Below are 24,228 nucleotides of genomic sequence, written 5' to 3'. Positions count from 1 at the left end.
GCTGCTTTTTGCTACCGGGAGCTAGGCTGGACAAGGTCGGGAAAGCGAAAAGAAAAACCGGCTATCGAATGATAGCCGGCTCTCGGTCACGCTGGGTTGGGGCTTTGCGAAGCCTGATATCAGTTGAAATCTTTCTTCTGAACTTCCCAGTCGCGTGAGGTGCACAACGTGCAGTCGGAGCCTTCAAAAACGCCGGCAGCGTTTTGATCGCCCATTAGCTGATAGCGATACCAGGCAGTTGACGGGCCGCGATAGCCGCCGGCGTCGCCCACAGGTTCAAAGTGCGCTACACCCTGCAACTCGCCCCAGAATACCGGGACGTTAGCATTGCGGAAGACGGGGCGACCATTCAATGCTGAGCCTGCCAGTGTATCGTCGCTACCGGTCATCAGGAACATCGGGCCGTTCTGGTTGCGCTGCGAGGACGACTCGTGGCCGAGGCCAAGTACGTATGGCTGGAAAGGGGCCGTGGTCGTAATCCGCGGATCCTGGCCCGCCATGATGGTGCCGCCACCACCCTGGGAGTGGCCGGATGCGCCGATACGGTTGAGGTCAAGCTTGCCCCCGTAGGTGCCTCCGCTACGGCCATTTTGTTGAGCCAGATAGTCGAGACAGGCGATCATTTCCTCACCACTGCCGGCGTTGGCCGTGGTGGCTGCTGCGACGACAAACCCGTGGCTTGCCCAGTGCTCATGCAGGCCGGCATAGGTTGTTGCGCCGCCACCCGTACCGTTACCCCAGATGATGATCGGATGCTTGAGGCCATCTTCTCCGAGTGTGCGCGGGCGCGAGATCCGGCAGCTGGGACCTTCGCTGCTGGCGGTCGTAGCAAAAGGGCCGTCCGCTGCGAAATCATTTACTGCGGGAAAACCCGAGTCTACCGGCAGATCGCCTGGAGGGTTGCCGCCGGGTGGGTTACCAGCCAATGCGCTGGCAGACAGCGCAAGACCGAGTGTGAAAGCGGAAAGCTTCATTACGGGTAAATTCATCATGATCTCTCTTAGCATTATTGTAAGGGTTGAACTGAGCTCAAGATCATCCCTGACAACTGCTGCGCTCGCTGCGAGTAAGAAACTATCGACCAGTGAATGACTATTCACTCGCCCAAAAGGGTGAAGTCGGCCTGTTTTGTGTCCCGTATCACGGCCCGCGTAGTGGCGTTCTGCCAACCAAAGATAAAAAAGCCGGCTACCTTTCGGTAACCGGCTTCGAGTGCCGATGCCTCAGTTTAGTTGATGCCTTTGCGCTCTACGTCCCAGCTGCGATCACTACACAGGCCGCAGTTGCTGCCGTAGAAGGTGCTCTCGGCGTTGCCATCGCTCATCAGATGAAAGCGGAACCATGCTGTGGATGGACCGCGGAACCCGCCGCCGTCACCCACAGGCTCGAAGTGGCTGGCACGTGACAGCTCGCCCCAGAAGACCGGCACGTTGGCGCGGCGGAATACCGGAGCGGCATTCAAGGTTGGTGAGGCGATGCTGTCCGAGCTACCGGTCATGAGGAACATTGGACCGTTCTGGTTGCTCTGCGAGGATGAACTGTGGCCAAGCCCGATGGTGTAGGGCTGGAAGGGTGCAGTAACGGTCACGCGACTGTCCTGACCAGCCATGATGCTACCGCCGCCTCCCTGAGAGTGCCCTGCAGTACCCACGCGGTTTACGTTCAGCTTGCCGGCATAAGTACCTGTGCTGCGGCCATTCTGCTGAACCAGATAGTCGAGGCAGGCAATCATGTCGCGGCCGGTACCGGCATTGGAGGTGCGTGCCGCGGCGACGACGAAGCCATGGCTCGCCCAGTGATCTAGCAGTGAGCGGTAAGTAGTTGGGCTGGAGCCGGTGCCGTTGCCCCAGAGGATGATCGGATGCTGACGTCCATTTTCACCGAGGGTGCGCGGACGGTAGATGCTGCAGCTCGGACCTTCATTTCCGTTAGTGGTCGAAAAGGAACCAGACCGGCTGAAGTCGGAAACCGATGGGAAGTCGCCACCGCCTCCGCCATTATCACCGCCATCTCCGCCGCCAGGTGGGTTGTAGGCCATGGCTCCGGCCGAAAGTAGGACGCCAATGGCGACGCTCGTCAGTTTCAACAGTGGTGCTTTCATGGTGATCTCTCTTTCTTAGCTTTCTTATGGGGATTCATCATTGAGCCTGCAGCTACTTCCAACGACGTTGTTTCGCATTCACGGAGCAAACCCTAGCGCTTTCCAATTTGATACACAGTCGCCTGTTCGGGTGAATATGAGACACCTTCGGGTGAATTTTGCGAAACGGCGCACAAGAGATGCTTGCAGTCAGGCCGCGAGAGCTGGATTTTGGGCTAAAAAAACGGCTGCCAAAGCAGCCGTAAAGAGAGGAACAAAGTGAAACGCGGGTATCAGTTAATGTCTTTACGGCGAACGGTCCAGCTGCGGTCAGAGCACAGTGTGCAGTTGTTGCCGTAGAAAGTGCTGCGTGCGTTCTGGTCTGCCATCAGGTGGTAACGCAACCAGGCAGTAGAGGGACCGCGAAATCCGCCTGCGTTGCCCACTGGCTCAAAATGACTGGCCGAATTCAGCTCGCCCCAGAAAACAGGAACGTTGGCGCGATTGAAGACTGGTTGAGCATTACGTGAGGGAGCGGCAATGGTGTCCGCACCGCCAGTCATCAGGAACATTGGCCCGCTCTGGTTGCTTTGTGAGGATGAACGGTGACCGAGGCCGATGGTGTATGGCTGAAACGGCGCGGTCGCTGTGACGCGATTGTCCTGCCCGGCCATGATGGTGCCGCCACCACCCTGGGAGTGGCCGGCAGTACCGACGCGGTTTACATTGAGTTTGCCGCCATAGGTGCCGCTGCTGCGGCCGTTCTGCTCGACCAGATAATCAAGACAATCAATCATCTCTTCGCCTGAGCCTGCATTGGAGGTACGCGCGGCTGCGACGACAAAACCGTGGCTGGCCCAGTGAGTCAACAAGGCGCTATAGGTGCTTGGCGAGGACCCGGTGCCGTTACCCCAGAGAATGATGGGGTGCTTTAGACCGTTATCACCGAGGGTGCGCGGACGGTAGATGGTGCAGTTCGGGCCTTCGTTACCATTGGTGGTTGAGAACGAGCCAGAGCGGCTGAAATCCGATACGGATGGAAAGCCAGAGCCTTCACCCGGATTCGGATCGGGATCAGGATTGGTTGGAGGCGTCGGGTTGTAGGCCATGGCGCCAGAAGACAACAACAGACCAAAAGCAACAGCGGTAAATTTGTGCAAGGAAGCGTTCATCGTTGGAACCCTGTCGATTCTTATTGTTACTGCTTACCGAGCGCTATGGTCGAGACCCAAGTCAGGCTCTGGATCGGATCAATGTATATTGATCAGCGCAATGCTGGATCTCGCCTGATTGGGGGAGTGGCGGCGGAAAAATGTGAGCGCCGTCAGAGAAACACCATGCCCACCGCTAATGGACGGTTGAGCCCATCCCGAACATCGGTGTAGCCGCCAAGCACCATGGCCGGAATGGAGCCCGGCCCTCCATAGCCCTGCACAGCTTCTAACGTCTGCGTTTAGCTGCCAGTCGAATTTCAAAACAGGTCAGGCGAGCGCCTTGGCAGTCACCCCGTCGAGGGTGGCGAAGGAGATGTCCTTGGCTGTGAGAAGGAAATCCTGCATATATGAGCTGTCGAGCATGTCGTCACGCACGGCTGCATACAAGGTGCCAAATAGCCCTTCAGAACCGAGCGGTCGCGCACTGACATAGCCACGTTGCAGATATTCCGCCATGGCCCAGTTGGGCAGGCAACACACCCCGCGGCCGGACGCCACCAGCTGCATCATCATCACCGTCATCTCGGCATTGCGCACGGCGGCGGGCTCGATGCCGGCAGGCTCAAGAAAGTGCTTGAAGATATCCAGTCGCTCACGATCCACCGGATAGCAGATCAAGGTTTCACCAGCCAGGTCCACCGGCTCCACGAACGCGCGGTTGACCAGCGGGTGCTGGTTGCTGATCGCCAGCTGTGCCTCATAGGTAAACAGCGGGACATAGGTGATACCGGGAATATCCTGGGGATCGGAGGTCACCACAAGATCGAGTTCTCCACGGGCCAGCGCCGGCAGCGGGGCGAAGAAGAACCCGGAAGCAAAGTCGACCTCCACTTCGGGCCAGGCATTGCGGAACTGGTCGATAGTCGGCATCAGCCATTGGAAGCAACTGTGGCATTCGATAGCCATATGCAGGCGTCCGGCCTGTCCGCCCGCGAGACGCTGAAGGTCGCGCTCGGCCTGGCGCAATTGCGGCAACAGGTTGTCCGCCAGGCGCAGCAATCGTAATCCGGCACTGGTAAAGCGCACCGGGCGCGTCTTGCGCACAAACAGCTGCAGGCCCAACTCTTCCTCAAGATTTTTCAGTTGATGAGATAAAGCCGATTGCGTGAGATGCAATCGTTCAGATGCTTCAACCAGGCTTTCGGCTTCGCGCAGGGTGGCAAGGGTCTTCAGGTGGCGGATCTCAAGCATGCTTGGCTCATCATGAATAATTTAGAAGTTTAACGTTAGCACGATGAGTTTGATTCAGCATCCGTTGCGGCCGATCCTATGCGTCTCGCTTAAAAGACTTGGAGATTGCCATGGCATTGGCCCATAACCTGGGGTTTCCCCGGATAGGACGCGACCGCGAATTGAAGAAGGCATTGGAAGCCTACTGGAACGGCACGCTGGATAAGGCGAGCCTGCTGCAGACGGGCCGCGAATTGCGTGCGGCGCACTGGCAAATACAGGCAGACGCAGGGCTGGGCTTGCTGCCGGTAGGCGATTTCGCCTGGTATGACCAGGTTCTCACGCATAGCCTGATGGTGGGTGCCGTTCCGTCCCGGTTCGGTGCCACAGAGCAAGCGGATCTGGACACCTTGTTTCGCATGGCGCGTGGCGTTAGCACTGCGGGCAGCGACACCTTTGCCTGCGAAATGACCAAGTGGTTCGATACCAATTATCACTATCTGGTCCCGGAGTTTGTCGAGGATCAGCAGTTCAGCCTGCAATGGCACCAGTTGTTCGATGAGGTCGACGAGGCGCTGGCGCTTGGGTACAAAGTGAAACCGGTGGTGCTGGGCCCACTCAGTTATCTGTGGCTGGGCAAGACCAAGGGCGTCGAGTTTGATCGCCTGGAATTGCTCGAACGCCTGCTACCGGTGTATTGCCAGATCTTCGAGCGATTGGCGGAGCGGGGCGTCGAGTGGGTGCAGATTGATGAGCCGGCATTGGTACTCGACTTGCCAGCGGAGTGGAAAGCGGCATACGAGAGCGCCTATAACCTGCTGCAACGGGCACCGCTGCGCAAACTGCTGACCACCTATTTTGGCGCGCTGGATGACAATCTCGGCCTGGCCTGCGCTCTGCCGGTTGATGGTCTGCATGTAGACCTGGTGCGCGCTCCCCAACAATTGTTGGCGGTAGTGGATCGTCTGCCCAGCTACAAGGTGCTGTCGCTGGGCGTGGTCAATGGCCGTAATATCTGGCGTTGCGATCTGTCTGCTGCGCTGGTGGCGTTACGCAGTGCAGAGGAAAAATGGGGCGAGCGACTGTGGGTGGCGCCCAGCTGTTCGCTTTTGCATGCTCCGGTTGATCTTGAGCGCGAGAACCATTTCGACAAAGAGTTGCGCGAATGGTTGGCCTTTTCTGTGCAGAAAGTCAGCGAAACAGCATTGATTGCCCAGGCATTGAATAACCCCTCCGAGCCCAAAGTGGTGGCGGCTATTCAGCTGTCCGATCAGATTCAGCAAGCACGTTGCGCCTCAGGCCGCATTCATAATTCAGCGGTCGCGGCACGACTTCGAGGCACCCAGCCGCAGCACAGCCAGCGGCACTCGGCCTATTCAGTCCGCGCGGCGGTTCAGCAGCAGGCATTGCATCTACCTCTGTTACCCACCACAACTATCGGGTCGTTTCCGCAAACAGCCGAGATCCGGTCCGCGCGCCGGGCGTTCAAGGTGGGTGATCTCTCTGAAGCGGAGTATGTAGCCGCCATGCAGTCGGAAATTGCCCAGGTGATTGCCGAGCAGGAGGCGCTGGATCTGGATGTGCTGGTGCACGGTGAAGCCGAGCGCAACGATATGGTCGAGTACTTCGGTGAGCAGCTCGAAGGCTACGTTTTCAGCCGATTCGGCTGGGTCCAGAGCTATGGATCGCGCTGCGTGAAGCCGCCGATCATCTATGGTGACATCAGCCGAGCGCGTGCAATGACGGTCGAATGGGCGCGCTATGCGCAAAGCCTGACGGAGCGCCCGGTTAAAGGCATGCTCACGGGCCCGGTAACCATGCTGATGTGGTCGTTCCAGCGCGAAGACGTGCCCCGTGAAGTCAGTGCGCGGCAGCTCGCGCTGGCCCTTCGTGACGAAGTGGTTGATCTCGAGCGCGCCGGTATCAACATCATCCAGATTGACGAACCTGCCTATCGGGAAGGATTACCGTTGCGTGCGGCCGAGCAGGGCGACTACCTGCGCTGGGCGTCGGAGGTGTTTCGCATCAGCGCCAGTGGTGTAGCCGATACCACGCAGATCCATACGCATATGTGCTATAGCGAATTCAACGATGTTCTGGGCGCTATCGCGGACATGGATGCGGATGTGATCACCATCGAAACATCCCGTTCGGACATGGAGCTGCTGGACGCCTTTGCCGATTTTGCCTATCCGAACGCGATAGGGCCGGGGGTGTATGACATTCACTCACCACGGATCCCGCAGTGCAATGAGATGCTGCGGTTGTTGCGCAAGGCGGCGCGCGTCATCCCCCTGGAACGCTTATGGGTTAATCCCGATTGCGGCTTGAAAACTCGGGGTTGGACCGAAACCCGGGCTGCACTGAAAGCGATGGTCGATGCCGCCCGTCAACTGCGGCAACAGGAAGCGGTAGCGGATCCTAATTTCCTTCTTCCGCGTCGTAGTACCCTGTAAAGTAGCGACCGATTACTTATCTGGGGTTTTCCATGCAGGAATTGTTGTTGCACTGTCGGCCGGGATTCGAGGGCGAAGCCGCTGCCGAGATGCAGGAGTTGTCAGCCGCAAAGGGTATTGCAGGCTATGCCGTCACGAAGGAAGGCACGGCGCTGGTGCGCTTTGTGTGTCCGGGTGAAGGCGATGCCGCCACCTTGATGCGCAAGCTGAGCTTTCGTCATCTGATTTTCGTTCGACAGTGGGCACTTGGCGATTGGCTCGATGTGTCGGTTGAGGACCGCATCGCTCCCATCATCACCGCCTGTTCCAAGGGGCCGCTGGCTTCCAGCCTGTGGCTGGAAACGGCCGATACCAACGACGGCAAGGCAATGGCCGCGCTGACCAAGAAGCTTGGCAAGCCGCTGGAAACAGCTTTGCTGAAGACCCGCTTTATCCGCCCGACGAAAACCGATGCGCCACGACTGCATGTATGTTTCGAGAGCGGCGAGCGGATTTTTGTCGGCTGGTCCTGGGCGGATAACGCCGCGCCCTGGCCAATGGGTATTCCACGCCTGAAGGTGCCGCGCGAGGCACCCAGCCGGTCGACGCTCAAGCTTGAAGAGGCCTGGCACCATTTCATCCCCCGGGAAGAATGGGACAGTCGTCTGGCGCCCGGCATGCTCGCAGTTGATCTGGGCGCTGCACCCGGCGGCTGGACCTGGCAGATGGTCAACCGGCACATGAAGGTGGTGGCGGTGGATAATGGACCCATGGATCGCAAACTGATGGATAGCGGTCAGGTCGAACACGTCGAGGCCGACGGCTATATGTACAAGCCGAAGGTGCCGGTGCAATGGATGGTATGCGATATCGTCGACAAACCAGCGCGCAGCAGCTCGTTGCTGGCGCGCTGGGTATCGCGGGGCTGGTGCCGCGAAGCAATCATGAACTTCAAGCTACCGATGAAGCGCCGTTACTACGAGGTGCTGCAGTGCATGGATCATGTTCAGTCCGCGCTGGACGAGGCGGGCATACGCGCGACGATCTCCTGCAAGCAGCTGTACTCCGACCGTGAAGAAGTGACCTGCCATGTGCGGGTGTTGCATGCGGGCAGCTACAGGGTGCAGTCAGTTCAACAGTGAGTCGAACGGCTCATTCGCCGGCTGCTGCGAGCCGGCAAGTGGCCTGACGATTAGCGTGCTGACGATTAAAGCGGCTCGAGCAGGGTGATTCGTTCGTCTTCCAGCAGCATGGGTCTGAACTCGTTGAGGCTGTTTCTGCGCCCATCGGAGTTTTCCCAGCGCTCCCAGGAATGACGATTCTGCCAGGTGACCATCACGATGCGATGGTTGGGTCGTTCCAGGTCCCGGAATGATTCACCGGAAATGAACCCTGGCGATTGAATGGCTTGCTGGATGATTCTGCGTGCCGCGGCTTCGTAATGGTCTTCCAGGCCTTCGGCAATTACACGCTCAATCAACACTTTAATCATGGAGTTTCCTTAGTGATTTCAGTCCCGTCACCCATAGTGTTGTCTCTGCCGGCGCTGCTGGCAAGAGACAGGCTTTTTTCCGATAATCTTTTCCGCTGTAATCCGCGAAGCATTTTTTGATTCGCATTGAAGCGCCCAAATTCTGGTCTGAACAAACCTGTGTGCAACGAAGGAAAGCTGAGAGTGTTATGACCGAGCCAGCCGATATGAATCACCTCGACACCCGCGGGCTACTATGCCCTGAACCGGTGATGATGCTGCACAACGCAGTGCGCGATATCAGCGCTGGCGAGCTGCTTGAAGTGCTTGCCACCGACCCTTCTACCCAGCGCGATATTCCGCGCTTCTGTGATTTTCTCGGTCACCAGCTGGTTGAGCAGGATGTGCAGGAGGGTACCTACCGGTACCTGATACGCAAGAGTTGAGAGAGACGGCGCTATTCTCGTCGCCCGGCGTCCCAGCCGGATTGTCCCGGACGTTGCTGGCAGGCGCCCAGCACATCCTGCCAGGCTTCGCTATGCGCCTGGATACTGCGTTGATAACGCTCCCAGAGTGAATTGTCCTCACCAGCAAGACGCTGCAGATACTGTGCGGTCGCGCTGGGAATTTCCGCCGTCTGGCTTAACAGCAAAATGGCTTCCCGCCAGGCCTGGCCGAGTCGCTGCGCCTGGGCCATCTGCGGCTGGATGTCACCGGCGTAGAACGCTGTAAAGACAGTCAGTAGCGTGCGCGAACGTTGCGTTGGTTGACCCATAGGACACAGGAAGGCAGGTTGCCTGGCGCGTAACATGGCGGTCGCCTGGTCCAGGGTATGGCTCAGGCGAGACAGGCTATGAATCAATTGGCCGCTGTGGTCGCTACGCTGTAGCGCTTCGAACAGGGGTTCGAGCGTTGACTGCGCTGGCGGCAGTCGAGCGGGCAGGGCCTGGCCTATGGCAGCCAGATCGAGCAACGCATCTATCGCGGCATGATCAGTTAGCGGCTCCTGACTGACAGGCAGCGGTTCATTATTGAAGCGCATATAGTGCTCGAACTCAGGGCTCGCGTTCAGCGCATTCCAGAATGCGGTGGGCAGACTGGCCCGTTTGATGTCGGCGATCTCGCTGAGCTGTTGGTGCAGCGCACCGCGTTCGGCGTCGTCTTTGATGATGTCCAGGCAGGCGTCAAGATTGCGCAACAGCTCGCCCTCGTAGGCCAGGAGATGGCTGCCGGGCATCACCTTGCCGAGGCTGCTGTTACGCTGTGCGACGGTCTGCTGCAGGGCGGGGCACTGGTTCGACTCAACCACCAGATCGAGCATGCCCAGGCGCAGCTGAGGCACCGGTTGCATACGGCTTCGGCGCGCCGGCAGCCGGTACTGGCTCAATGTATCTTGATCCCAGGCCTGCCAGTCCTGACCAAGAACGCGGCCGACCCGGTCGAGATAGTTGTCCATCTGTCTGCTTGCTTCAGGCGCGCGCTGACAGCCAGTCGCAAGCGCGCAAACAAGCAGGACGACCACAACACGCAGCATCGAAGATCTCCACAAATGCCCGGTAACAGATGTAGTCAGTATGGCAGTGCAGGCGATGCAGACGTGGAGGGTTATTCGCGACCGGCCAGGCCGACGCCGTGAGGCTGGTAGCGTTTACGCCGTGCCCCGACGATTGCCAGGCGGATCGACAGGAACACGGCCGCAGCGGTCAATCCCAGAATCAGGCCCTGCCAGAATCCGGCGGGACCCTGCGCAGGGCCCCAGATATCGGTCAGGCCAAGAATGTAGCCGCTCGGCAAACCGATAGCCCAATAGGCAATCATGGTCAGCAACATGGGCAATCGAGTGTCCTGATACCCGCGTAGGGCACCCGCGCAGGCGACCTGGACCGCGTCGGAGAACTGATAAAGCGCTGCGTAGAAAAACAGTGTGGAGGCGAGGGCGATGACCTCCGGGTTGCGCGTGTAGAGCAATGGAATCTGGTCTGCCAGGGCCAGCATCAGGCTTGCGGCAATGGCGGCATATACCAGCGACGCGAGGATCCCGGCCTTGGCCGCAAACAAGCCGGCGCGAGCGCCATTCAATCCAAGGTTATGCCCGACCCGAACGGTAATTGCCAGACCCAGACTGAAGGGCACCATGAAGGTAATGGAAGAGAAGTTGAGTGCGACCTGATGGCTCGCGACCACTTCAGCGCCCAGACCTGCGATCAGCAAGGCGATTACGCAGAACATGCTGGTCTCGGCGAACAAGGCGATGCCGATCGGCAAGCCCAGGCCCAACAGGTGTCGTTGAGCTGGCCAGCGCGGCCAGTCGAAGCGTTCGAATAGCTTGCTCGCGCGGTAGACCGGGGAGCGTTTCAGGTAGATCAGCATACAACCGAGCATGAACCACATAACCACTGCCGTGGCGATACCGCAGCCGATCGCGCCCAAAGCGGGCATGCCAAGTTTGCCGTACACCAGGATGTAATTAAGCGGCACGTTGAGCACCAGGGCGGCGAAACCGATCAGCATAGTCGGCTTGGTGCGTGACAGGCCGTCGCTCAACCCGCGCAAACCCTGGTAAATGGCTACCGCGGGAAAGCCGAGCGCTACGGCCTTGAGATAGCCCATGGTCAAGGGGATCAGGTCGTCCTGAACATCCATTACATGCAGGACAGGCTCGACCGACCACAGAAAGGCCGCACAGGCCACGCCCACAGCGACGCCCAGCCATGCGCCCTGGCGCACGAGAGCACCGGTTTCGCCAATCTGGGCCGGACCGCTGCTTGCAGCCACCTTCGAGGTGACGATCATCAACACGCCGGTGAGGAACAGGAAAGTGGGCACCCAGAATGCGTTGCCGAGCGCCACCGCCGCCAGATCAAGCGCGCTGACTCGACCAGCCATCGCGGTATCGACGAAGCCGAGCAGGGTGTGCGACATTTGCGCCGCGATAATAGGTAGTGCCAGCCAGGTCAGGCTGCGCAGTTCTGTTACACTGCGATGCCACCGGCCGGTATGTTCAGCGATTGTCATGAAGGCATGGTCTGAGGAAAAGCGCCCCATCCTATCAATTTGCCCGATATTGTCCACCTGCTAATGAATTTCGATTGTAAGGAACTGGTTCAGCTGTTCGAGCGCTGTTTTCTCAATGATTTCAATACTGTGCTTGTGCCTGGTGCCGAAGAGCCGGAATACCTGCCAGCAGACGAAACCAGCCCGCATCACCGCATTCTGTTCACCCGCGACTACTTCCGCAGTGCGCTGCACGAGATCTCGCACTGGTGCGTCGCGGGACCACAGCGGCGTTTGCTGCCCGACTTCGGATATTGGTACGCACCGGATGGTCGAACGGTCCAGCAGCAGCAGGCATTCGAGCAGGTTGAAGTCAAACCGCAGGCATTGGAGTGGCTGTTTTGCGAAGCCGCAGGCCATCCGTTCCGTGTCAGCCTGGATAACCTCAGCGGCGAGCCGACCGACCCTTTGCCTTTCAAACGAAAGGTGGTGGCTCAGGTTCATGCCTGTCTGGCAGAGGGTGTGTCCGAACGGCCGCAGCGCTTTATCCAGGCTCTGCTGGATTGTTACCGGCCGGGTGTCCAGCTCACCGCGAATGCCTTTAGACTCGATCGCATATAACGGCGACCCTGCGGCAAGGGCTCTGGACAGGCGAGCGAGCGGCGACCGACAATGAGCAACCCGCGCAAACCGGAACTCCCCATGCATATTGTTGCTGACGAAAATATCCCTCTGCTTGATGAATTCATGTCCGGTTTCGGACGTGTCACGCGCCTGCCTGGACGTGAAATCGATGCGTCTTCGGTGCGGCATGCAGACGTCCTGCTGGTGCGCTCTGTGACGCAGGTGTCCGCAGCCATGCTGGCCGGAAGCTCGGTACGCTTCGTCGGCACCTGCACCATCGGTACCGATCACCTCGATTTGCACGGGCTGGCAAAGGCCGGAATTTGCGTCGCCAGCGCACCGGGGTGTAATGCCCGGGGGGTGGTGGAATACGTGCTGAGTTGCTTGCTGGCATTCTCCGAGCGTACCGGTATCGATTGGCAACAGCAGGTGGTCGGGATAATCGGGGCCGGGCAGGTGGGTGGCCGTCTGGCCCGGACGCTGCGCCAGCTTGGTGTGGAGTGCCGGCTCTGTGATCCGCCGCAGTCAGAGCAGGAGTCCGGTTATGTCGATCTGGATACCCTGATCGAGCGGGCTGATGTGATCAGCTGCCATGTACCGCTTACTGATTCGGGTCGGTATCCAACCCGCTATTTGTTCGATGCTGACTGCCTGGCCAGATTGCGTCCAGGCGCCTGGTTGATCAACAGCAGCCGCGGTCCGGTCATCGACAATCAGGCATTGAAGTCGCTGCTTGAACGTCGAGATGACCTTCAGGTAGCGCTCGATGTCTGGGAACATGAGCCGCGCGTCGACCCTGAACTCGCCTCTCTCTGCGCCCTGGCGACGCCGCACATTGCAGGCTACAGCCTGGACGGCAAGCTGCGTGGCACCGAGCAGATTTACCAGGCGCTATGCCGCTTTTTCGGTGAGAAGATTGCTATTCGCCTGGAGGATATCGCGCCATCCCAGGGCAGTGGAGAGCTCAGTGTCAGTGCGGCGACGCCCAGGGAATGGCTGCTAGCCCGGGCCTTGCGCCTGGTATATGACGTGCGTGACGATGATGCGCGGTTCAGAGCCATGCTGGGCAAGGCGGAGTCAGACAGCGATATACGCAGCGGTTTTGACCTGTTGCGTAAACACTATCCGTTGCGACGGGAAAATTCGTTCTATCGCGTCAACACCGACGCCCCGATGGAGCGCGCGGTGACCACCAGGCTGGCTGCGGCGGGATTCAAGCCCTAGCGTTTTCAGACCCTGCTTTCGCTCATCGATGGGCTGACAGGCCGCCAATGCTGATCCAGTTCCGCGCAGGCCTGCTGGATCATCTGTTCGGTTATGGCGATCTCGCGCCCCTGTTCATCGATGACGTATCCGGCGGGCTCGGTGTTCAGGTTGTTCTCGTCCGGGCAAGCGTTCCTGGTGTCCAGCATGTGTAAACTCATGTCGTTGGTGCTCCTCTCGATCCGGCATGATGGGTCGACACTTCTTAGCAACTGACCCTCGAAGGCAGGGTATGGCATAAAGGTGGCAACTTTGTGACAGCGAAACGGCCAGGAAAATTCCAATGAAAGAGGCTTTTAAACTGGGCCTGGTTATCAATCCGTATGCAGGATTGGGCGGTCAGGCGGCTTTGAAGGGGTCCGATGGTGTCGCGCATCAGGCGTTGGCCATGGGAATCGAGCCCCGCGCGCACGAGCGCGTACGCCAGGCGCTGGAGCGCATCGAAGCCTGGCGGGAGCGTATGCAGTTTTTTTGCGCGCCGGGCGCGATGGGCGAAGATCTGCTGGCCAGCATGGGCTTCGACTATGAGGTGGTCGGCGAACTCTCCGGTGCAGGAACCACCGCAGCCGACACCGAACGCATGGTCAGGTTGCTCCAGGAGCGTGATATTGATCTGCTGCTATTTGCCGGTGGTGACGGCACAGCGCGTGATGTATGCAATAGCATCAGACCGGGGCAGCTGGTATTGGGCATCCCGGCGGGGGTGAAGATCCACTCGGGCGTGTATGCGGTCAATCCTCGCGCTGCCGGTGAGCTGGTTGCGCTGCTGCTGCAGGGTGAGCTGGTTCGACTGGGTGAAGCAGAGGTACGTGACATCGACGAAGACGCCTTCCGTCAGGGGTTGGTGCGCACGCGGCATTATGGCGAGCTGTCGGTCCCGGAGGAGGGGCGTTTCGTCCAGCAGGTCAAACAGGGCGGTCGTGAACAGGAAACATTGGTACTGGACGATGTAGCCGCCTGGTTACAGGAGATGCAGGATGAAGTGGAGGGTTGGATCTTCGGGCCTGGCTCGACCAACCTGGGTCTGCTTGAAGCCATGGGACTGCAAGGCACCTTGCTGGGTGTCGATGTGGTGCGCAACGGCGAGCTGATTTTGGCGGATGCCACCGAGGCGCAGCTGTGGGAGTTGGTCCATCAAGGTGAATGGCGGATTCTGGTGACGGCTATCGGCGGGCAGGGGCATATTCTCGGGCGTGGCAACCAACAGATTTCACCGCGCGTACTGGAAGCTGTAGGTCCCGAGAATCTGCTGGTGGTGGCTACCAAAACCAAGCTCAAAACACTGCAGGGCCGGCCGTTTCTGGTCGACACCGGCGATGCGGACCTTGATCAGCGGCTGACGGGGTTGCGTCGGGTGCTAAGCGGATATCGCGAGGAAATGCTCTATCCGGTCAGCTGGAAGGCTGAGGCGGAGTAGGTTTGCCTTGGGGGTGTAGCGCGTCCGCGCTAGGCCAGATCGGCGTCTACACTAACCCTGTCGGCGCGCGGGCGCACGCCAACCCCAGGCAAACCTCGTCGGCGCGACCGAACGCGGCCCGAGCNCAGGCAAACCTCGTCGGCGCGACCGAACGCGGCCCGAGCCGCACGCCAACCCCAGGCAAACGCAGGCCGTGCCGGGCGCACTCCTGGGGGTGTAGCGCGCCTGCGCTACGCCAATGCCAGTGCGATCAAAGCAAACCCTGTCGGCGCGCAGGCGCACGCCAACCCCAGGCAAACGCAGGCCGTGCCGGGCGCACTCCTGGGGGTGTAGTGCGCCTGCGCTACGCCAGCTCGGCGTCTACAACAAAACCGCCGACGAGCCCAAAGCTCGCCGACCCGATGGGGGGTTTTAGTAATTACCTGCACGCAACGCTGCAATACGCTGCTCAAGCGGCGGGTGGGTCATCAACAGACCTGCCAGACCATTCTTCAGGTTGCCGTTGATGCCGAAGGCGGTCATCTCCCCGGGCATTTCTACCGGTATGCCTTGTTCAGCACGCAGGCGCTCAAGCGCTGCGATCATCATGCCGCTCCCGACCAGTTGCGCGCTGGCTGCGTCGGCGCGGAATTCGCGTTGGCGCGAGAACCACATGACGATGATGCTGGCGAGAATGCCCAGAATCAGTTCCGCGAAAATCGTCGCGATAAAGTAACCGATGCCCGGTCCGCTGCTCTCGTTCTTGAATACGGCGCGGTCGACGAAGTTACCGATGATCCGCGCAAAGAACATCACAAAGGTATTCACTACGCCCTGGATCAGCGTCAGCGTGACCATGTCGCCGTTGGCTACGTGGCCGATCTCATGGGCCATGACGGCCTTGATTTCGTTGGGGCTGAAGCGCTGCAGCATGCCCTCGGAAACCGCCACCAGGGAGTTGTTCTTGTTCCAGCCGGTTGCGAAGGCGTTAGGTGCGCGCGACGGAAAGATACCCACCTCGGGCATGCCAATGCCGGCTTTCTGCGCCAGTTCGGCGACGGTATCGACCAACCACTGTTCCTGACGGGTTTGCGGGGTGTCGATCACCCGGGTGCGGGTGCCTCGCTTGGCCATCCACTTGGACATGAACAAGGATATGAACGAGCCCGCAAAACCGAAGACCGCGCAGAAGATGAGCAGCGACTGCAAATTCATGCCGCCCTGACCATCATGAACACTGCCAACTCCCAGCAGGCTGAGCGTAACGCTGGCTACCAGGATAATTGCCAGGTTAGTCGCCAGAAACAGCACAATGCGCATCATCTATTCATAACTCCTTTGATATTCGATAAGGGTTCCATCCTGCTTCATACGCAATCCGAACCCGGTTTTGCTGGTGGGTATATTGGGCGAATCCGTCCGGCTTTCAATCGGCAGTCTATTTCAAATCGTGTATCGCTCAGCGGCGTACCGAAGCCCGTGCAAAGCAGCGCTGAACGATCTCTGCAAGCTCGGTAGAGCTTTGGCTGGCAAGGGCGTCACGAAGCCGCTGGGCGGGTGTGGCACGTTGCCGGGCGATGCTTGCAGGCAGTGCTTCATCCAGCCAGTCGGCCGCAGGTGTCGAGAGCATCAGGAAGGCGCGCTCGGTGAGGCTGCATTGATCGAGGCCTTCCTGGCGAATGCTGTCGCTATAACGCAGAAAGCCTTCGTCAGCCATCCACAACATCGCGTTGAAGCAGGCGAGGTGACGGGGCGCCGGAACGCCAAAGGCATCGGGCTCATGGGGCCCGATGAGGTCTTCAACGAAAAGGATGCTCGGCGACGGGAAGCTGTTGTACAGGCTCAGCAAAATGCCCGCTACGTCCCGGTAGAAATCGTCGATGTGCAGGTCGGCCATGGTCGCCTCGCCCGGCAGTATCTACTGGCGGTAGTCCTTGAGAAAATTGGCAATCCGGCCAATCGCGACTTCCAGATCATCCTTGCGCGGTAGCGACACGATGCGGAAGTGATCCGGCCACGGCCAGTTGAACGCCGTGCCCTGGACAATGAGGATTTTCTCCTTGAGCAGAAGGTCCAGCACCATCTTTTCATCGTTATGGATCGGATAGACCTTGGGGTCCAGTTTGGGGAACAGGTAGAGCGCCCCCTTGGGCTTGGTGCAGCTGACGCCGGGAATGTCGTTGAGCAATTCCCAGGCGGTATCGCGCTGTTCAAGCAACCGGCCACCAGGCAGCACCAGATCATTGATGCTCTGATAGCCGCCCAGAGCGGTTTGTATGGCATGCTGCGCCGGTACGTTGGCGCACAGGCGCATCGAGGACAGAATATCCAGGCCTTCGATATAGCTATGAGCCTTGGCTTTGGGGCCGCTGATGATCATCCAGCCTGAACGGAAGCCGGCCACCCGGTAAGACTTGGATAAGCCGTTGAAGGTCAGGCAGAACACATCCGGCGCAACCGCTGCAATGGATTCATGCTCGACGCCGTCGTAGAGGATCTTGTCGTAGATCTCGTCGGCGAGCAGGACGAGGTGGTGCTCCCTGGCAACTTGCGCCAGTTGCTCGAGCATATCGCGAGAATAGACAGCCCCGGTGGGGTTGTTCGGGTTGATAATGACCAGTGCGCGGGTGTTGGGCGTGATCTTGCTGCGAATATCCTCGATGTCGGGATACCAGTCAGATTCCTCGTCGCACAGATAATGCACCGGCTTGCCGCCGGACAGACTGACGGCGGCGGTCCATAATGGATAGTCTGGCGCCGGGATCAGCACTTCATCGCCGTTGTTCAGCAGGCCCTGCATGGCCATGACGATAAGCTCGGATACGCCGTTGCCGAGATAGATGTCCTCGATCGTTACGCCGGGAATGTTCTTGGTCTGCGTGTAATGCATGACCGCCTTGCGCGCGGAAAACAGACCCTTGGAATCGCTGTAGCCCTGGGCTGTGGACAGGTTATGAATGATGTCCTGGAGAATTTCCTCCGGGGCCTCGAAACCAAAGGGCGCAGGGTTGCCAATATTCAGCTTGAGGATCCGATGACCTTCCTCTTCCAGCCGTTTGGCGTGGTGCAGGACGGGCCCGCGAATGTCATAACAGACGTTGGCCAATTTGTTGGACTTGCTAACCTGCATGATGTTTCCCTTGGGTTCCTGAAGGCTGACGTAGCGCGAAGCCATAAAAATGAGACAGCATGATACGTCGTGCAGCCATAATCGGGAAAGTCTGATAAACGCAAGTGTTAGGAGGAAATATGGATAAGATCATCAAGTCCGAAGAGGACTGGCGTGAACAGCTGGACGAGTCGCAGTTCCAGGTGTGTCGTCTCAAGGGCACCGAGCGGCCCTATACCGGCATCTACAACAGCAATACGACGCCGGGCGTTTACCACTGCATCTGCTGCGATGCGCCATTATTTGATACCGCCACCCAGTTTGACGCCGGGTGCGGTTGGCCGAGCTATTACGAACCAATCAATGGACAAGCGGTTGCCGAGCAGCAGGACACCAGTCACGGAATGATGCGCACCGAGGTGCTTTGCGCGCGCTGTGATGCGCATCTCGGCCATGTATTTCCGGATGGTCCGCCGCCGACGGGTTTGCGTTACTGTATTAATTCGGTGGCATTGAAGCTGCACCCGCGTAACGAATAACTCAACGGAAGAACGTCAATGCATAACAAGAACAACGTGTTGCACATTCCCTGCACAACCATCGACGGCCGGCAGACCAGCCTGGCGGAGCTGGGCGGCAAAGCCTATCTGGTGGTCAATACAGCCAGCAAATGCGGCTTCACACCTCAGTACAAGGGGCTGGAGTCGCTCTGGAAGACCTACGCCGACAAGGGGTTGCGCGTAGCCGGTTTTCCTTGCAACCAGTTTGGTTCGCAGGAGCCGGGGGACGAACAGGCCATATCATCGTTTTGTGAGATGCGCTTCGGTGTCACTTTCCCGTTATTCAGCAAAGTCGAGGTGAATGGCAGGGGAGCGCATCCGTTGTTTACACATCTGACATCCCAGGCGCCCGGTCTGCTTGGTAGCAAGCGCATCAAATGGAACTTCACCAAGTTCCTGGTGAATAGCGAGGGGCGGGTAATCAAGCGCTATGCTCCAACTACCAAGCCCGAGCAGCTAGCGCGGGATATCGAGTCGCTGCTCGCCTAGGTGCTAGTCGTTTTGTCCAGACTGGCGCGGCTGTCGTTGTTTCCGAGCCACTTGTCCATCATGGTCTGCAAGTCCTCCCGTTTAAAGGGTTTGACCAGATAATCGTTCATGCCGGCCGCGGCACAACGCTCACGGTCTTCTTCCAATGCGTTGGCTGTCAGCGCGATGACCGGCAAGGACGCCCATTGAGCTTGCTCACGGATGCGCCGGGTGGTTTGGTAACCATCCATGACCGGCATGTTGCAATCCATCAGCACCAGATCGAACTCATGTTCATGCAGCTGTTGGAGCGCGGCTTCGCCGTGCTCTGCAACGGCTACGTCGTAGCCCAGGCGGCCCAGCATGCCTTTGGCGACCATCTGATTGACCAGGTTATCCTCCACCAGCAGCACCGTGTGACCGGTTTGCGCCTGCGCCAGTGCGGCTCCTTCGCCGTTGAGCTGGGGCTGGGCGAACAGATCATCGATTGCACGTGCGAGGCGGGCACGCCCGGGCGGACTCGCTACATGCTGGCGTACGCCTGCGGCGCGCGCGTCGCTTGAACTCAGCCAGCCTGTATAGGGGCATACCAGCAAGCGCGGTATCTCCATGCGCTGGCCGGCGAGCTGATGCGCGACGTGGGGACTGTCCAGCAGCCAGAGATCGAAGGGAGGGTTGTTCATCGGTGGCTCAACCTGGGCGCTGTAATTGATTACCGCGCAGCGCATCCCCCAGTGCTCCAGTTGTTCGAGCAGAAAACTGCCTTGCAGGCGTCCCAGACGATTCCATATCAACACGCTGCGCGGGGCAGGCAGAGCGAAGGTGGGTTCGGTGCTGTGCGTTTTGAGCGGTAGGCTCACAGTAAAGGTGCTGCCCTGGCCTTGCTCCGACTCGACTTTCAGAGTGCCTTGCATGGCGTCTGCCAGACTTTTGCACAGAGCCAGGCCGAGCCCGGTCCCGCCAAAGCGTCTGGAAATCTGTGCGTCGGCCTGGGTAAAGGGGGCGAACACCGATTCCAGTGCTTCCGTCTGGATGCCGATGCCCGTATCGCGCACGCTGATGTCCACCCATTGTTGCCCGCCCCGGTTAGGGTGGAGGGCCAGGTAAACGGAGACCTGACCCTGCTCGGTAAATTTCAACGCGTTGGAGAGCAAGTTGCTGATGATCTGACGAATACGGGTGGGATCGCCCAGCATTATCCCGGGCAGCGCTGGGTCGATGCGGCAGCTGAGCTCGATATCGCGCTTGTAAGCGTTTTGGGAGAGCAGGCTGGTTGTGTCTTCCAGCAGGGCACCGAGATCGAAGGGGATCTCTTCCAGTTGCAGTTTTCCGGCTTCGAATTTGGATAGATCGAGGATGTCATTGAGTAGCTCAACGAGGATCTTGCCGGAGTCATAGGCAATGGATAGCTGCTGGCGTTGTTCGTCGTTCAGGGGGCTGTCCAGGGCGAGACCGATCATGCCCAGCAGGCCATTGATAGGCGTGCGTATTTCATGGCTCATGGCAGCCAGGAACGCGGCCCTGGAGCTAGCGGTTTCCAATGCCTCCTGGCGGGAGCGCTCCAGCTCCTGGTTGGACAAACGCAGCTGACGGTTGGCGTTCTGCAGTTCGGTAGTGCGTGCCTCGACAATGGTTTCAAGTTCTTCGAGATACTGGCGGAGCCGGTCTTCGGCACGCAGCTTCTGGCGAAGGTTGACGTCGATGCTCTGCAACTGCTGGTTGATGACCTCGACCAGTGCGCCAATTTCGTCCCGTTCATGGCCAGCAGGGCAGGGCAGCCGACTACGTTCATGCTCGCCGGTCATGCCGAGCAGGTCGGTAATCAGCCGCACCAGCGGTTTGGTCAGCATGCCGTAGAACAGCACCACCAGTATCAGCGATAGCACCAGGCACAGAATAAAGTTCGAGACCAGTGTCAGGCCTGCGCGGCGGAGAAATTTTGCACCCTGGTGAAAGGTGTCCACTTCAATTACCAGGTGGCCGAGCAGCTCGTTAGGCGCATGTTCAATGTATAGCGGTTGTGAATAATTGCGTGACGGCTCGAACAGTGCGTCGCTGACTGCGCGGTAACGGCTCTCGATCATCGGGCGATTCACACTGGCGAGGGCGACGCCGGTATCATCGATTATTTCGGCCCGTACGATTGGCGGGGACTGCAGCAAGCCAATGGTCAGCTCGCGGGCGAGTTCGGTATCAACGTTGTAGGCGATCCGTGATGCAGGCCCGAGGCTGACGTTTATCTGCGCGGCGATTTCATGGTCGATAGCTTCCTCTTCGGCCCGGTAATCCAGCGCTACCTGGATCAGCCCTAGCAGGGTGCCCAGAATAAAAGCCGCCAGAACGCCCTGTCGCGCCTGTTTGAATGAAAGCCGATCAGTAAAGCGAATATGGTTCACGGGTCATCCTGCGGTGTGCTTTCGCCATCAGATTAGCTTGGTTCCCCGCTGCCTGGTGATGGGATGGTATCGGTCGTTCGCGTTAGACGTGGCATGCTAAGTCATTTCTCTTGAACAGGAATACAGGTATGAACGAATTGACTCCCGGAGAGTTCATGAAACGTGCGGCGAGTTTCATGGATCGCTTCGAAAAGACACTCCCGCCAGCTCTGGAAGCCATTGACTGGAAGGTGACGCTGGCCGCCCGCTGGATGGGTCAGGGGGATCGAGGCTGGCTACGGCCCTTGACCGTCGGGAAGCATACCGGGCTTGCCGATCTGGTCGGCGTTGAGAGCCAGAAAGAGCTGTTGCGGGCCAACACCGAGCAGTTTGTGGGGGGGCTGCCTGCCAATAACGCCTTGTTGTGGGGCGCGCGTGGTACCGGGAAGTCGTCGTTGATCAGGGCGCTGCTGAATGAATATGCAGGTCGCAGTCTGCGTCTGATCGAGATCGACAAGAATGACCTGGTGCATCTGCCTGCGCTGATTGAACAGGTAAGATCGCTGCCCTGGCAGTTTCTGTTGTTCTGCGACGATCTGGCGTTCGAGGCGGATGACAGTGCATACAAGACTTTGAAGACTGTACTCGATGGAACCCTGGAAACTACACCGGACAACCTGCTGCTCTACGCCACGTCCAACCGGCGGCACCTGCTGCCCGAGCAGCGGAGCGATAATCAAGGGGCTGCGATGGTTGATGGCGAGCTGCACCCCGGTGAAGCGATCGAGGAGAAAATCGCGCTATCGGACCGCTTTGGGTTGTGGGTGTCGTTCTATCCGTTCTCCCAGGAGCATTATCTTGAAGTGGTTCAGCACTGGCTCGCGGCGCTGGCGAGCGAGCATGACCTGACCTGGCACTGGACTGAGGAGCTGAAAAAGGAGGCAATACGCTGGGCGTTGGCGCGGGGGAATCGCAACGGGCGTTGCGCCTACCAGTTTGCCCGCTCGTGGGTAGGGCGGGCTTTGCTCTAGGTTCGATCCATCTCAGCTGGGCTGTTTCTGGGCCGAGCGCGCCGCTATCTTGGCCAGCAGGCCGCGCTCCTCGGTCAGGCGATCGGCAATGCTGGGGCGTGTGCTGACCCGTTCGAGTAACCCAGCCAGGCCGGGCCAGCGTTGCGGGTCCAGCGTTTCGCCGCCGTGTCCGAAATTGATCAGCTGACATGCCACCGCGATATCGGCCATGCTGAAGCGCTCACCGACCAGATATTCGTTATCGCCCAGTTGCGCCTCCAGATAATCAAACAGCGGCGGCAGCGTCTCGTTGAACGCTGTGCTCACCAGTTGTTCATCGGTCGTCTCGCCCTTGAGTGGCCGGACAACCCGGTTGTAGAACACCGTAAAGGTGGCAAAGGGCGCCACTTCATAATCGGCGTATTTTTCCAGCCAGCGGATCCTGGCAGCCTGCTCCGGATTCGTGCCGTATAGCGAGCTGCCGCGGCTTTCATGCAGGTACTGGGCGATAACAGCAGAGTCGGCCAGGGTAAGATTGCCATCCTGTATGGCCGGGACGCGGCCAAGCGGGTTGATCTTGTAATACCAGTCAGGCTGTCCGAAGGGATTGACCGTGACCAGTTCGTATTCCTGCCCGACCTCGGCAAGCAGGATGCGGACCTTGCGAACGAAGGGAGACAGAATCGCGCCATAAAGGGTCAGTGCCATGCGGGGGCTCCGTTATCTTGTTATGGAAAAGGCCACCGAAGTCTCACATGGCGTGCGTAGCTACATCCTGATCATCAGCAACACGCGCACGCGGTACTTAACGGCGTTAATCATCGTACACGGATCGTTTTTTCCAGGCTTCATCGTCTTCTTCAAGCGCGTCCAATCCGGCGAGCAGTTCACTGTTTGCCGGATCGGTAGTCTGCTCGGTGCGGATGGCAGCCTGCTCGGCCTCTCTGAGCTTCTGTCTCATCTGCGCAAGCAGCTCGGCAAAGGCTGGATCGTTCTGCTTCTGAAGAAACGCTACTGCGCGCTCATACTGCAATTTGGCTACGCGTGGCTTGCCTTGTTGCAGAGCTTCGTTGGCTAGCGACTGGAACATTTCCAGGTTGATCGCAACGATATGCTGGCGGATCCTGGCTACCCATTGCTGCAGGGTGGCGCTGTCGAGCAGGCCATCCTTGTGAGCCTGGGAAAGCAGCTTGTGCAGGTTTTCCAGCAGAAGGCGAACGTCGCGGGCCTGTGTTTCGCTGGTGATGGCTATCGGCGTGTTGCCGATACTCAGGTCTCCGGTGGTCAGCTGCTGGCGGACCATGGCCAGCTGGTTGTCAGCCTTGGCGTTCTTCCGGTCCAGCTTGAGGAGTTGCGTTAACAGATATTCTTCAATGGTCAGCAGCAGGGACTTCAGCTCGACTGTCATGAACTGGCCGGGCAATTCACCGCTGAGGGTAGAACAGTATCTGATGCGAGCGTTCAGCTCGGCAGTCTGCCGGGCGCGCTCTAGCCGTGCGCGTTCAAGGCTGTGGCTGATGAAACCGATGCTGATAAGGATCAGCACGCCGCCAGCTACCAGGGCTCCAATGACTAAAGGGGACACGATCGATCTCTCTTCCTTGGTGATGTACGTGGTAGAAGCCCAAGCATCGAACTAAACAGGAAACGTTGCAAGCAGGAATTTCTGTGTCGCAGTTCGCAAATCATCACAGGCATAACTAGACTCGTCAGTTCAGGGAGGGAAGGGTAGCGTTGAACCAGGCCCGCCTGCCCGCAATCCCTGAGATTCCGCGGCGCACGAAAAAAACCTGAAAAAATATCAGGTTGGGGGGTTGACGGTTCTCCGGACCCTGCCTAAAATGCGCGCCACTTGCAGCGAACATTGAAACACGGGAGCAGCAAGTAGCCAGGGTTAATTACCTCGGCACTGTGAAGTCCGGATACGTCCCCTTCGTCTAGTGGCCTAGGACACCGCCCTTTCACGGCGGTAACAGGGGTTCGAGTCCCCTAGGGGACGCCACTTCGGCGTCAGTTTTGCGGGAATAGCTCAGTTGGTAGAGCACGACCTTGCCAAGGT

The 24,228-nt window shown here is 58.9% G+C and carries 23 protein-coding genes and 1 tRNA gene; 10 read left to right on the top strand and 14 right to left on the bottom strand.

All coding sequences use genetic code 11. The features are described from left to right. Window positions 1–119 precede the first annotated feature (119 nt). The 4 genes from FZE95_RS10870 to FZE95_RS10855 all read right to left on the bottom strand — a co-directional run bounded on the left by FZE95_RS10870 (window position 120) and on the right by FZE95_RS10855 (window position 4,485). Entirely contained in the window at window positions 120–992 is an 873-nt protein-coding gene (locus FZE95_RS10870) for a poly(ethylene terephthalate) hydrolase family protein (RefSeq protein WP_223825032.1), read from the bottom strand. 236 nt (window positions 993–1,228) lie between these two features. After that, window positions 1,229–2,038: an alpha/beta hydrolase family protein gene (locus tag FZE95_RS10865; RefSeq protein WP_150301040.1), complete on the bottom strand. Its 810-nt coding sequence runs from the start codon at window positions 2,036–2,038 to the stop codon at window positions 1,229–1,231. Window positions 2,039–2,373: 335 nt separating this feature from the next. Continuing rightward, window positions 2,374–3,189 (bottom strand): alpha/beta hydrolase family protein, encoded by an 816-nt coding sequence (locus FZE95_RS10860; protein WP_150301039.1) that lies wholly within the window; start codon window positions 3,187–3,189, stop codon window positions 2,374–2,376. A gap of 372 nt (window positions 3,190–3,561) precedes the next feature. Beyond that, complete coding sequence (locus FZE95_RS10855; protein ID WP_150300880.1) at window positions 3,562–4,485, bottom strand: LysR family transcriptional regulator; 924 nt, start codon at window positions 4,483–4,485, stop codon at window positions 3,562–3,564. Between the two features lie 110 nt (window positions 4,486–4,595). On the opposite strand from FZE95_RS10855, the gene metE reads away from it, so the two are divergent. Continuing rightward, the gene (metE, locus tag FZE95_RS10850; RefSeq protein WP_150300879.1) at window positions 4,596–6,920 is read left to right on the top strand and encodes a 5-methyltetrahydropteroyltriglutamate--homocysteine S-methyltransferase; all 2,325 of its coding nucleotides are present in this window, start codon (window positions 4,596–4,598) and stop codon (window positions 6,918–6,920) included. Window positions 6,921–6,952: 32 nt separating this feature from the next. Then, on the top strand, window positions 6,953–8,041 hold the full coding sequence (rlmM, locus tag FZE95_RS10845) for a 23S rRNA (cytidine(2498)-2'-O)-methyltransferase RlmM (RefSeq protein ID WP_150300878.1): 1,089 nt from the start codon (window positions 6,953–6,955) through the stop codon (window positions 8,039–8,041). 65 nt (window positions 8,042–8,106) lie between these two features. Here rlmM and FZE95_RS10840 read toward each other — a convergent pair whose 3' ends face one another. Next, on the bottom strand, window positions 8,107–8,391 hold the full coding sequence (locus FZE95_RS10840) for an antibiotic biosynthesis monooxygenase family protein (protein ID WP_150300877.1): 285 nt from the start codon (window positions 8,389–8,391) through the stop codon (window positions 8,107–8,109). 188 nt (window positions 8,392–8,579) lie between these two features. On the opposite strand from FZE95_RS10840, the gene tusA reads away from it, so the two are divergent. Beyond that, on the top strand, window positions 8,580–8,816 hold the full coding sequence (tusA, locus tag FZE95_RS10835; protein WP_150300876.1) for a sulfurtransferase TusA: 237 nt from the start codon (window positions 8,580–8,582) through the stop codon (window positions 8,814–8,816). Between the two features lie 11 nt (window positions 8,817–8,827). On the opposite strand, the gene FZE95_RS10830 is transcribed toward tusA, so the two are convergent. Both FZE95_RS10830 and FZE95_RS10825 read right to left on the bottom strand, forming a co-directional pair. After that, complete coding sequence (locus FZE95_RS10830) at window positions 8,828–9,904, bottom strand: DUF3080 family protein (RefSeq protein WP_150300875.1); 1,077 nt, start codon at window positions 9,902–9,904, stop codon at window positions 8,828–8,830. A 71-nt stretch (window positions 9,905–9,975) separates the two neighbouring features. After that, window positions 9,976–11,385: an MATE family efflux transporter gene (locus tag FZE95_RS10825; protein WP_150300874.1), complete on the bottom strand. Its 1,410-nt coding sequence runs from the start codon at window positions 11,383–11,385 to the stop codon at window positions 9,976–9,978. A 63-nt stretch (window positions 11,386–11,448) separates the two neighbouring features. On the opposite strand from FZE95_RS10825, the gene FZE95_RS10820 reads away from it, so the two are divergent. Then, window positions 11,449–11,985 carry an elongation factor P hydroxylase gene (locus FZE95_RS10820; protein ID WP_150300873.1) on the top strand — a complete coding sequence of 179 codons (537 nt, stop codon included), beginning with the start codon at window positions 11,449–11,451 and terminating at the stop codon, window positions 11,983–11,985. 81 nt (window positions 11,986–12,066) lie between these two features. After that, window positions 12,067–13,212 carry a 4-phosphoerythronate dehydrogenase PdxB gene (gene pdxB, locus FZE95_RS10815; protein WP_150300872.1) on the top strand — a complete coding sequence of 382 codons (1,146 nt, stop codon included), beginning with the start codon at window positions 12,067–12,069 and terminating at the stop codon, window positions 13,210–13,212. A 5-nt stretch (window positions 13,213–13,217) separates the two neighbouring features. Here pdxB and FZE95_RS10810 read toward each other — a convergent pair whose 3' ends face one another. Next, entirely contained in the window at window positions 13,218–13,412 is a 195-nt protein-coding gene (locus tag FZE95_RS10810) for a PA1571 family protein (RefSeq protein ID WP_223825031.1), read from the bottom strand. 122 nt (window positions 13,413–13,534) lie between these two features. Here FZE95_RS10810 and FZE95_RS10805 point away from each other — a divergent pair, with 122 nt between their 5' ends. After that, a complete protein-coding gene (locus FZE95_RS10805; RefSeq protein WP_150300871.1) occupies window positions 13,535–14,668 on the top strand; it encodes an ATP-NAD kinase family protein in 1,134 nt (377 codons plus the stop codon). 411 nt (window positions 14,669–15,079) lie between these two features. Here the strand turns inward: FZE95_RS10805 and htpX are convergent, their stop codons facing one another. From htpX to FZE95_RS10790, 3 genes are all read right to left on the bottom strand, one after another. After that, a complete protein-coding gene (gene htpX / locus FZE95_RS10800; RefSeq protein ID WP_150300870.1) occupies window positions 15,080–15,970 on the bottom strand; it encodes a protease HtpX in 891 nt (296 codons plus the stop codon). A 136-nt stretch (window positions 15,971–16,106) separates the two neighbouring features. Then, a complete protein-coding gene (locus tag FZE95_RS10795; RefSeq protein ID WP_150300869.1) occupies window positions 16,107–16,544 on the bottom strand; it encodes a hypothetical protein in 438 nt (145 codons plus the stop codon). Between the two features lie 21 nt (window positions 16,545–16,565). After that, window positions 16,566–17,777, bottom strand: a complete 1,212-nt coding sequence (locus tag FZE95_RS10790) for a pyridoxal phosphate-dependent aminotransferase (RefSeq protein WP_150300868.1) — start codon at window positions 17,775–17,777, stop codon at window positions 16,566–16,568. A gap of 119 nt (window positions 17,778–17,896) precedes the next feature. Here FZE95_RS10790 and msrB point away from each other — a divergent pair, with 119 nt between their 5' ends. Both msrB and FZE95_RS10780 read left to right on the top strand, forming a co-directional pair. Then, entirely contained in the window at window positions 17,897–18,295 is a 399-nt protein-coding gene (msrB, locus tag FZE95_RS10785; protein ID WP_150300867.1) for a peptide-methionine (R)-S-oxide reductase MsrB, read from the top strand. Between the two features lie 18 nt (window positions 18,296–18,313). Continuing rightward, window positions 18,314–18,805 (top strand): glutathione peroxidase, encoded by a 492-nt coding sequence (locus FZE95_RS10780; RefSeq protein ID WP_150300866.1) that lies wholly within the window; start codon window positions 18,314–18,316, stop codon window positions 18,803–18,805. Here the strand turns inward: FZE95_RS10780 and FZE95_RS10775 are convergent. After that, a complete protein-coding gene (locus FZE95_RS10775; protein WP_190324550.1) occupies window positions 18,802–21,180 on the bottom strand; it encodes a response regulator in 2,379 nt (792 codons plus the stop codon). The two genes, FZE95_RS10780 and FZE95_RS10775, sit on opposite strands and share 4 nt — an antisense overlap. Window positions 21,181–21,308: 128 nt before the next feature. On the opposite strand from FZE95_RS10775, the gene FZE95_RS10770 reads away from it, so the two are divergent. After that, a complete protein-coding gene (locus FZE95_RS10770) occupies window positions 21,309–22,190 on the top strand; it encodes an ATP-binding protein (protein ID WP_150300865.1) in 882 nt (293 codons plus the stop codon). A gap of 12 nt (window positions 22,191–22,202) precedes the next feature. Here FZE95_RS10770 and FZE95_RS10765 read toward each other — a convergent pair whose 3' ends face one another. Both FZE95_RS10765 and FZE95_RS10760 read right to left on the bottom strand, forming a co-directional pair. Beyond that, window positions 22,203–22,877: a glutathione S-transferase family protein gene (locus FZE95_RS10765; RefSeq protein ID WP_150300864.1), complete on the bottom strand. Its 675-nt coding sequence runs from the start codon at window positions 22,875–22,877 to the stop codon at window positions 22,203–22,205. A gap of 106 nt (window positions 22,878–22,983) precedes the next feature. Next, a complete protein-coding gene (locus FZE95_RS10760) occupies window positions 22,984–23,754 on the bottom strand; it encodes a hypothetical protein (protein ID WP_150300863.1) in 771 nt (256 codons plus the stop codon). A gap of 341 nt (window positions 23,755–24,095) precedes the next feature. On the opposite strand from FZE95_RS10760, the gene FZE95_RS10755 reads away from it, so the two are divergent. Next, window positions 24,096–24,171 (top strand) — tRNA-Glu (locus FZE95_RS10755). Window positions 24,172–24,228 lie beyond the last annotated feature (57 nt).

This window comes from Pseudomonas profundi, from assembly GCF_008638305.1.
GTDB classification, from domain to species: domain Bacteria; phylum Pseudomonadota; class Gammaproteobacteria; order Pseudomonadales; family Pseudomonadaceae; genus Halopseudomonas; species Halopseudomonas profundi.
The sequence above is the reverse complement of the archived record's forward strand: the minus strand, read 5'-3'. Positions and strand labels throughout refer to the sequence as shown.

Bases quoted from the DNA above. Each gene is read 5' to 3' on its own strand.
- htpX (WP_150300870.1), bottom strand. From the start codon at position 15,970: ATGATGCGCATTGTGCTGTTTCTGGCGACTAACCTGGCAATTATCCTG.
- FZE95_RS10840 (WP_150300877.1), bottom strand. From the start codon at position 8,391: ATGATTAAAGTGTTGATTGAGCGTGTAATTGCCGAAGGCCTGGAAGAC.
- FZE95_RS10820 (WP_150300873.1), top strand. From the start codon at position 11,449: ATGAATTTCGATTGTAAGGAACTGGTTCAGCTGTTCGAGCGCTGTTTT.
- FZE95_RS10795 (WP_150300869.1), bottom strand. From the start codon at position 16,544: ATGGCCGACCTGCACATCGACGATTTCTACCGGGACGTAGCGGGCATT.
- FZE95_RS10780 (WP_150300866.1), top strand. From the start codon at position 18,314: ATGCATAACAAGAACAACGTGTTGCACATTCCCTGCACAACCATCGAC.
- msrB (WP_150300867.1), top strand. From the start codon at position 17,897: ATGGATAAGATCATCAAGTCCGAAGAGGACTGGCGTGAACAGCTGGAC.
- FZE95_RS10825 (WP_150300874.1), bottom strand. From the start codon at position 11,385: ATGACAATCGCTGAACATACCGGCCGGTGGCATCGCAGTGTAACAGAA.
- tusA (WP_150300876.1), top strand. From the start codon at position 8,580: ATGACCGAGCCAGCCGATATGAATCACCTCGACACCCGCGGGCTACTA.
- FZE95_RS10805 (WP_150300871.1), top strand. From the start codon at position 13,535: ATGAAAGAGGCTTTTAAACTGGGCCTGGTTATCAATCCGTATGCAGGA.
- FZE95_RS10810 (WP_223825031.1), bottom strand. From the start codon at position 13,412: ATGAGTTTACACATGCTGGACACCAGGAACGCTTGCCCGGACGAGAAC.
- FZE95_RS10830 (WP_150300875.1), bottom strand. From the start codon at position 9,904: ATGCTGCGTGTTGTGGTCGTCCTGCTTGTTTGCGCGCTTGCGACTGGC.
- FZE95_RS10870 (WP_223825032.1), bottom strand. From the start codon at position 992: ATGATGAATTTACCCGTAATGAAGCTTTCCGCTTTCACACTCGGTCTT.
- FZE95_RS10770 (WP_150300865.1), top strand. From the start codon at position 21,309: ATGAACGAATTGACTCCCGGAGAGTTCATGAAACGTGCGGCGAGTTTC.
- pdxB (WP_150300872.1), top strand. From the start codon at position 12,067: ATGCATATTGTTGCTGACGAAAATATCCCTCTGCTTGATGAATTCATG.
- FZE95_RS10855 (WP_150300880.1), bottom strand. From the start codon at position 4,485: ATGCTTGAGATCCGCCACCTGAAGACCCTTGCCACCCTGCGCGAAGCC.
- FZE95_RS10790 (WP_150300868.1), bottom strand. From the start codon at position 17,777: ATGCAGGTTAGCAAGTCCAACAAATTGGCCAACGTCTGTTATGACATT.
- FZE95_RS10865 (WP_150301040.1), bottom strand. From the start codon at position 2,038: ATGGCCTACAACCCACCTGGCGGCGGAGATGGCGGTGATAATGGCGGA.
- metE (WP_150300879.1), top strand. From the start codon at position 4,596: ATGGCATTGGCCCATAACCTGGGGTTTCCCCGGATAGGACGCGACCGC.
- rlmM (WP_150300878.1), top strand. From the start codon at position 6,953: ATGCAGGAATTGTTGTTGCACTGTCGGCCGGGATTCGAGGGCGAAGCC.
- FZE95_RS10860 (WP_150301039.1), bottom strand. From the start codon at position 3,189: ATGGCCTACAACCCGACGCCTCCAACCAATCCTGATCCCGATCCGAAT.
- FZE95_RS10765 (WP_150300864.1), bottom strand. From the start codon at position 22,877: ATGGCACTGACCCTTTATGGCGCGATTCTGTCTCCCTTCGTTCGCAAG.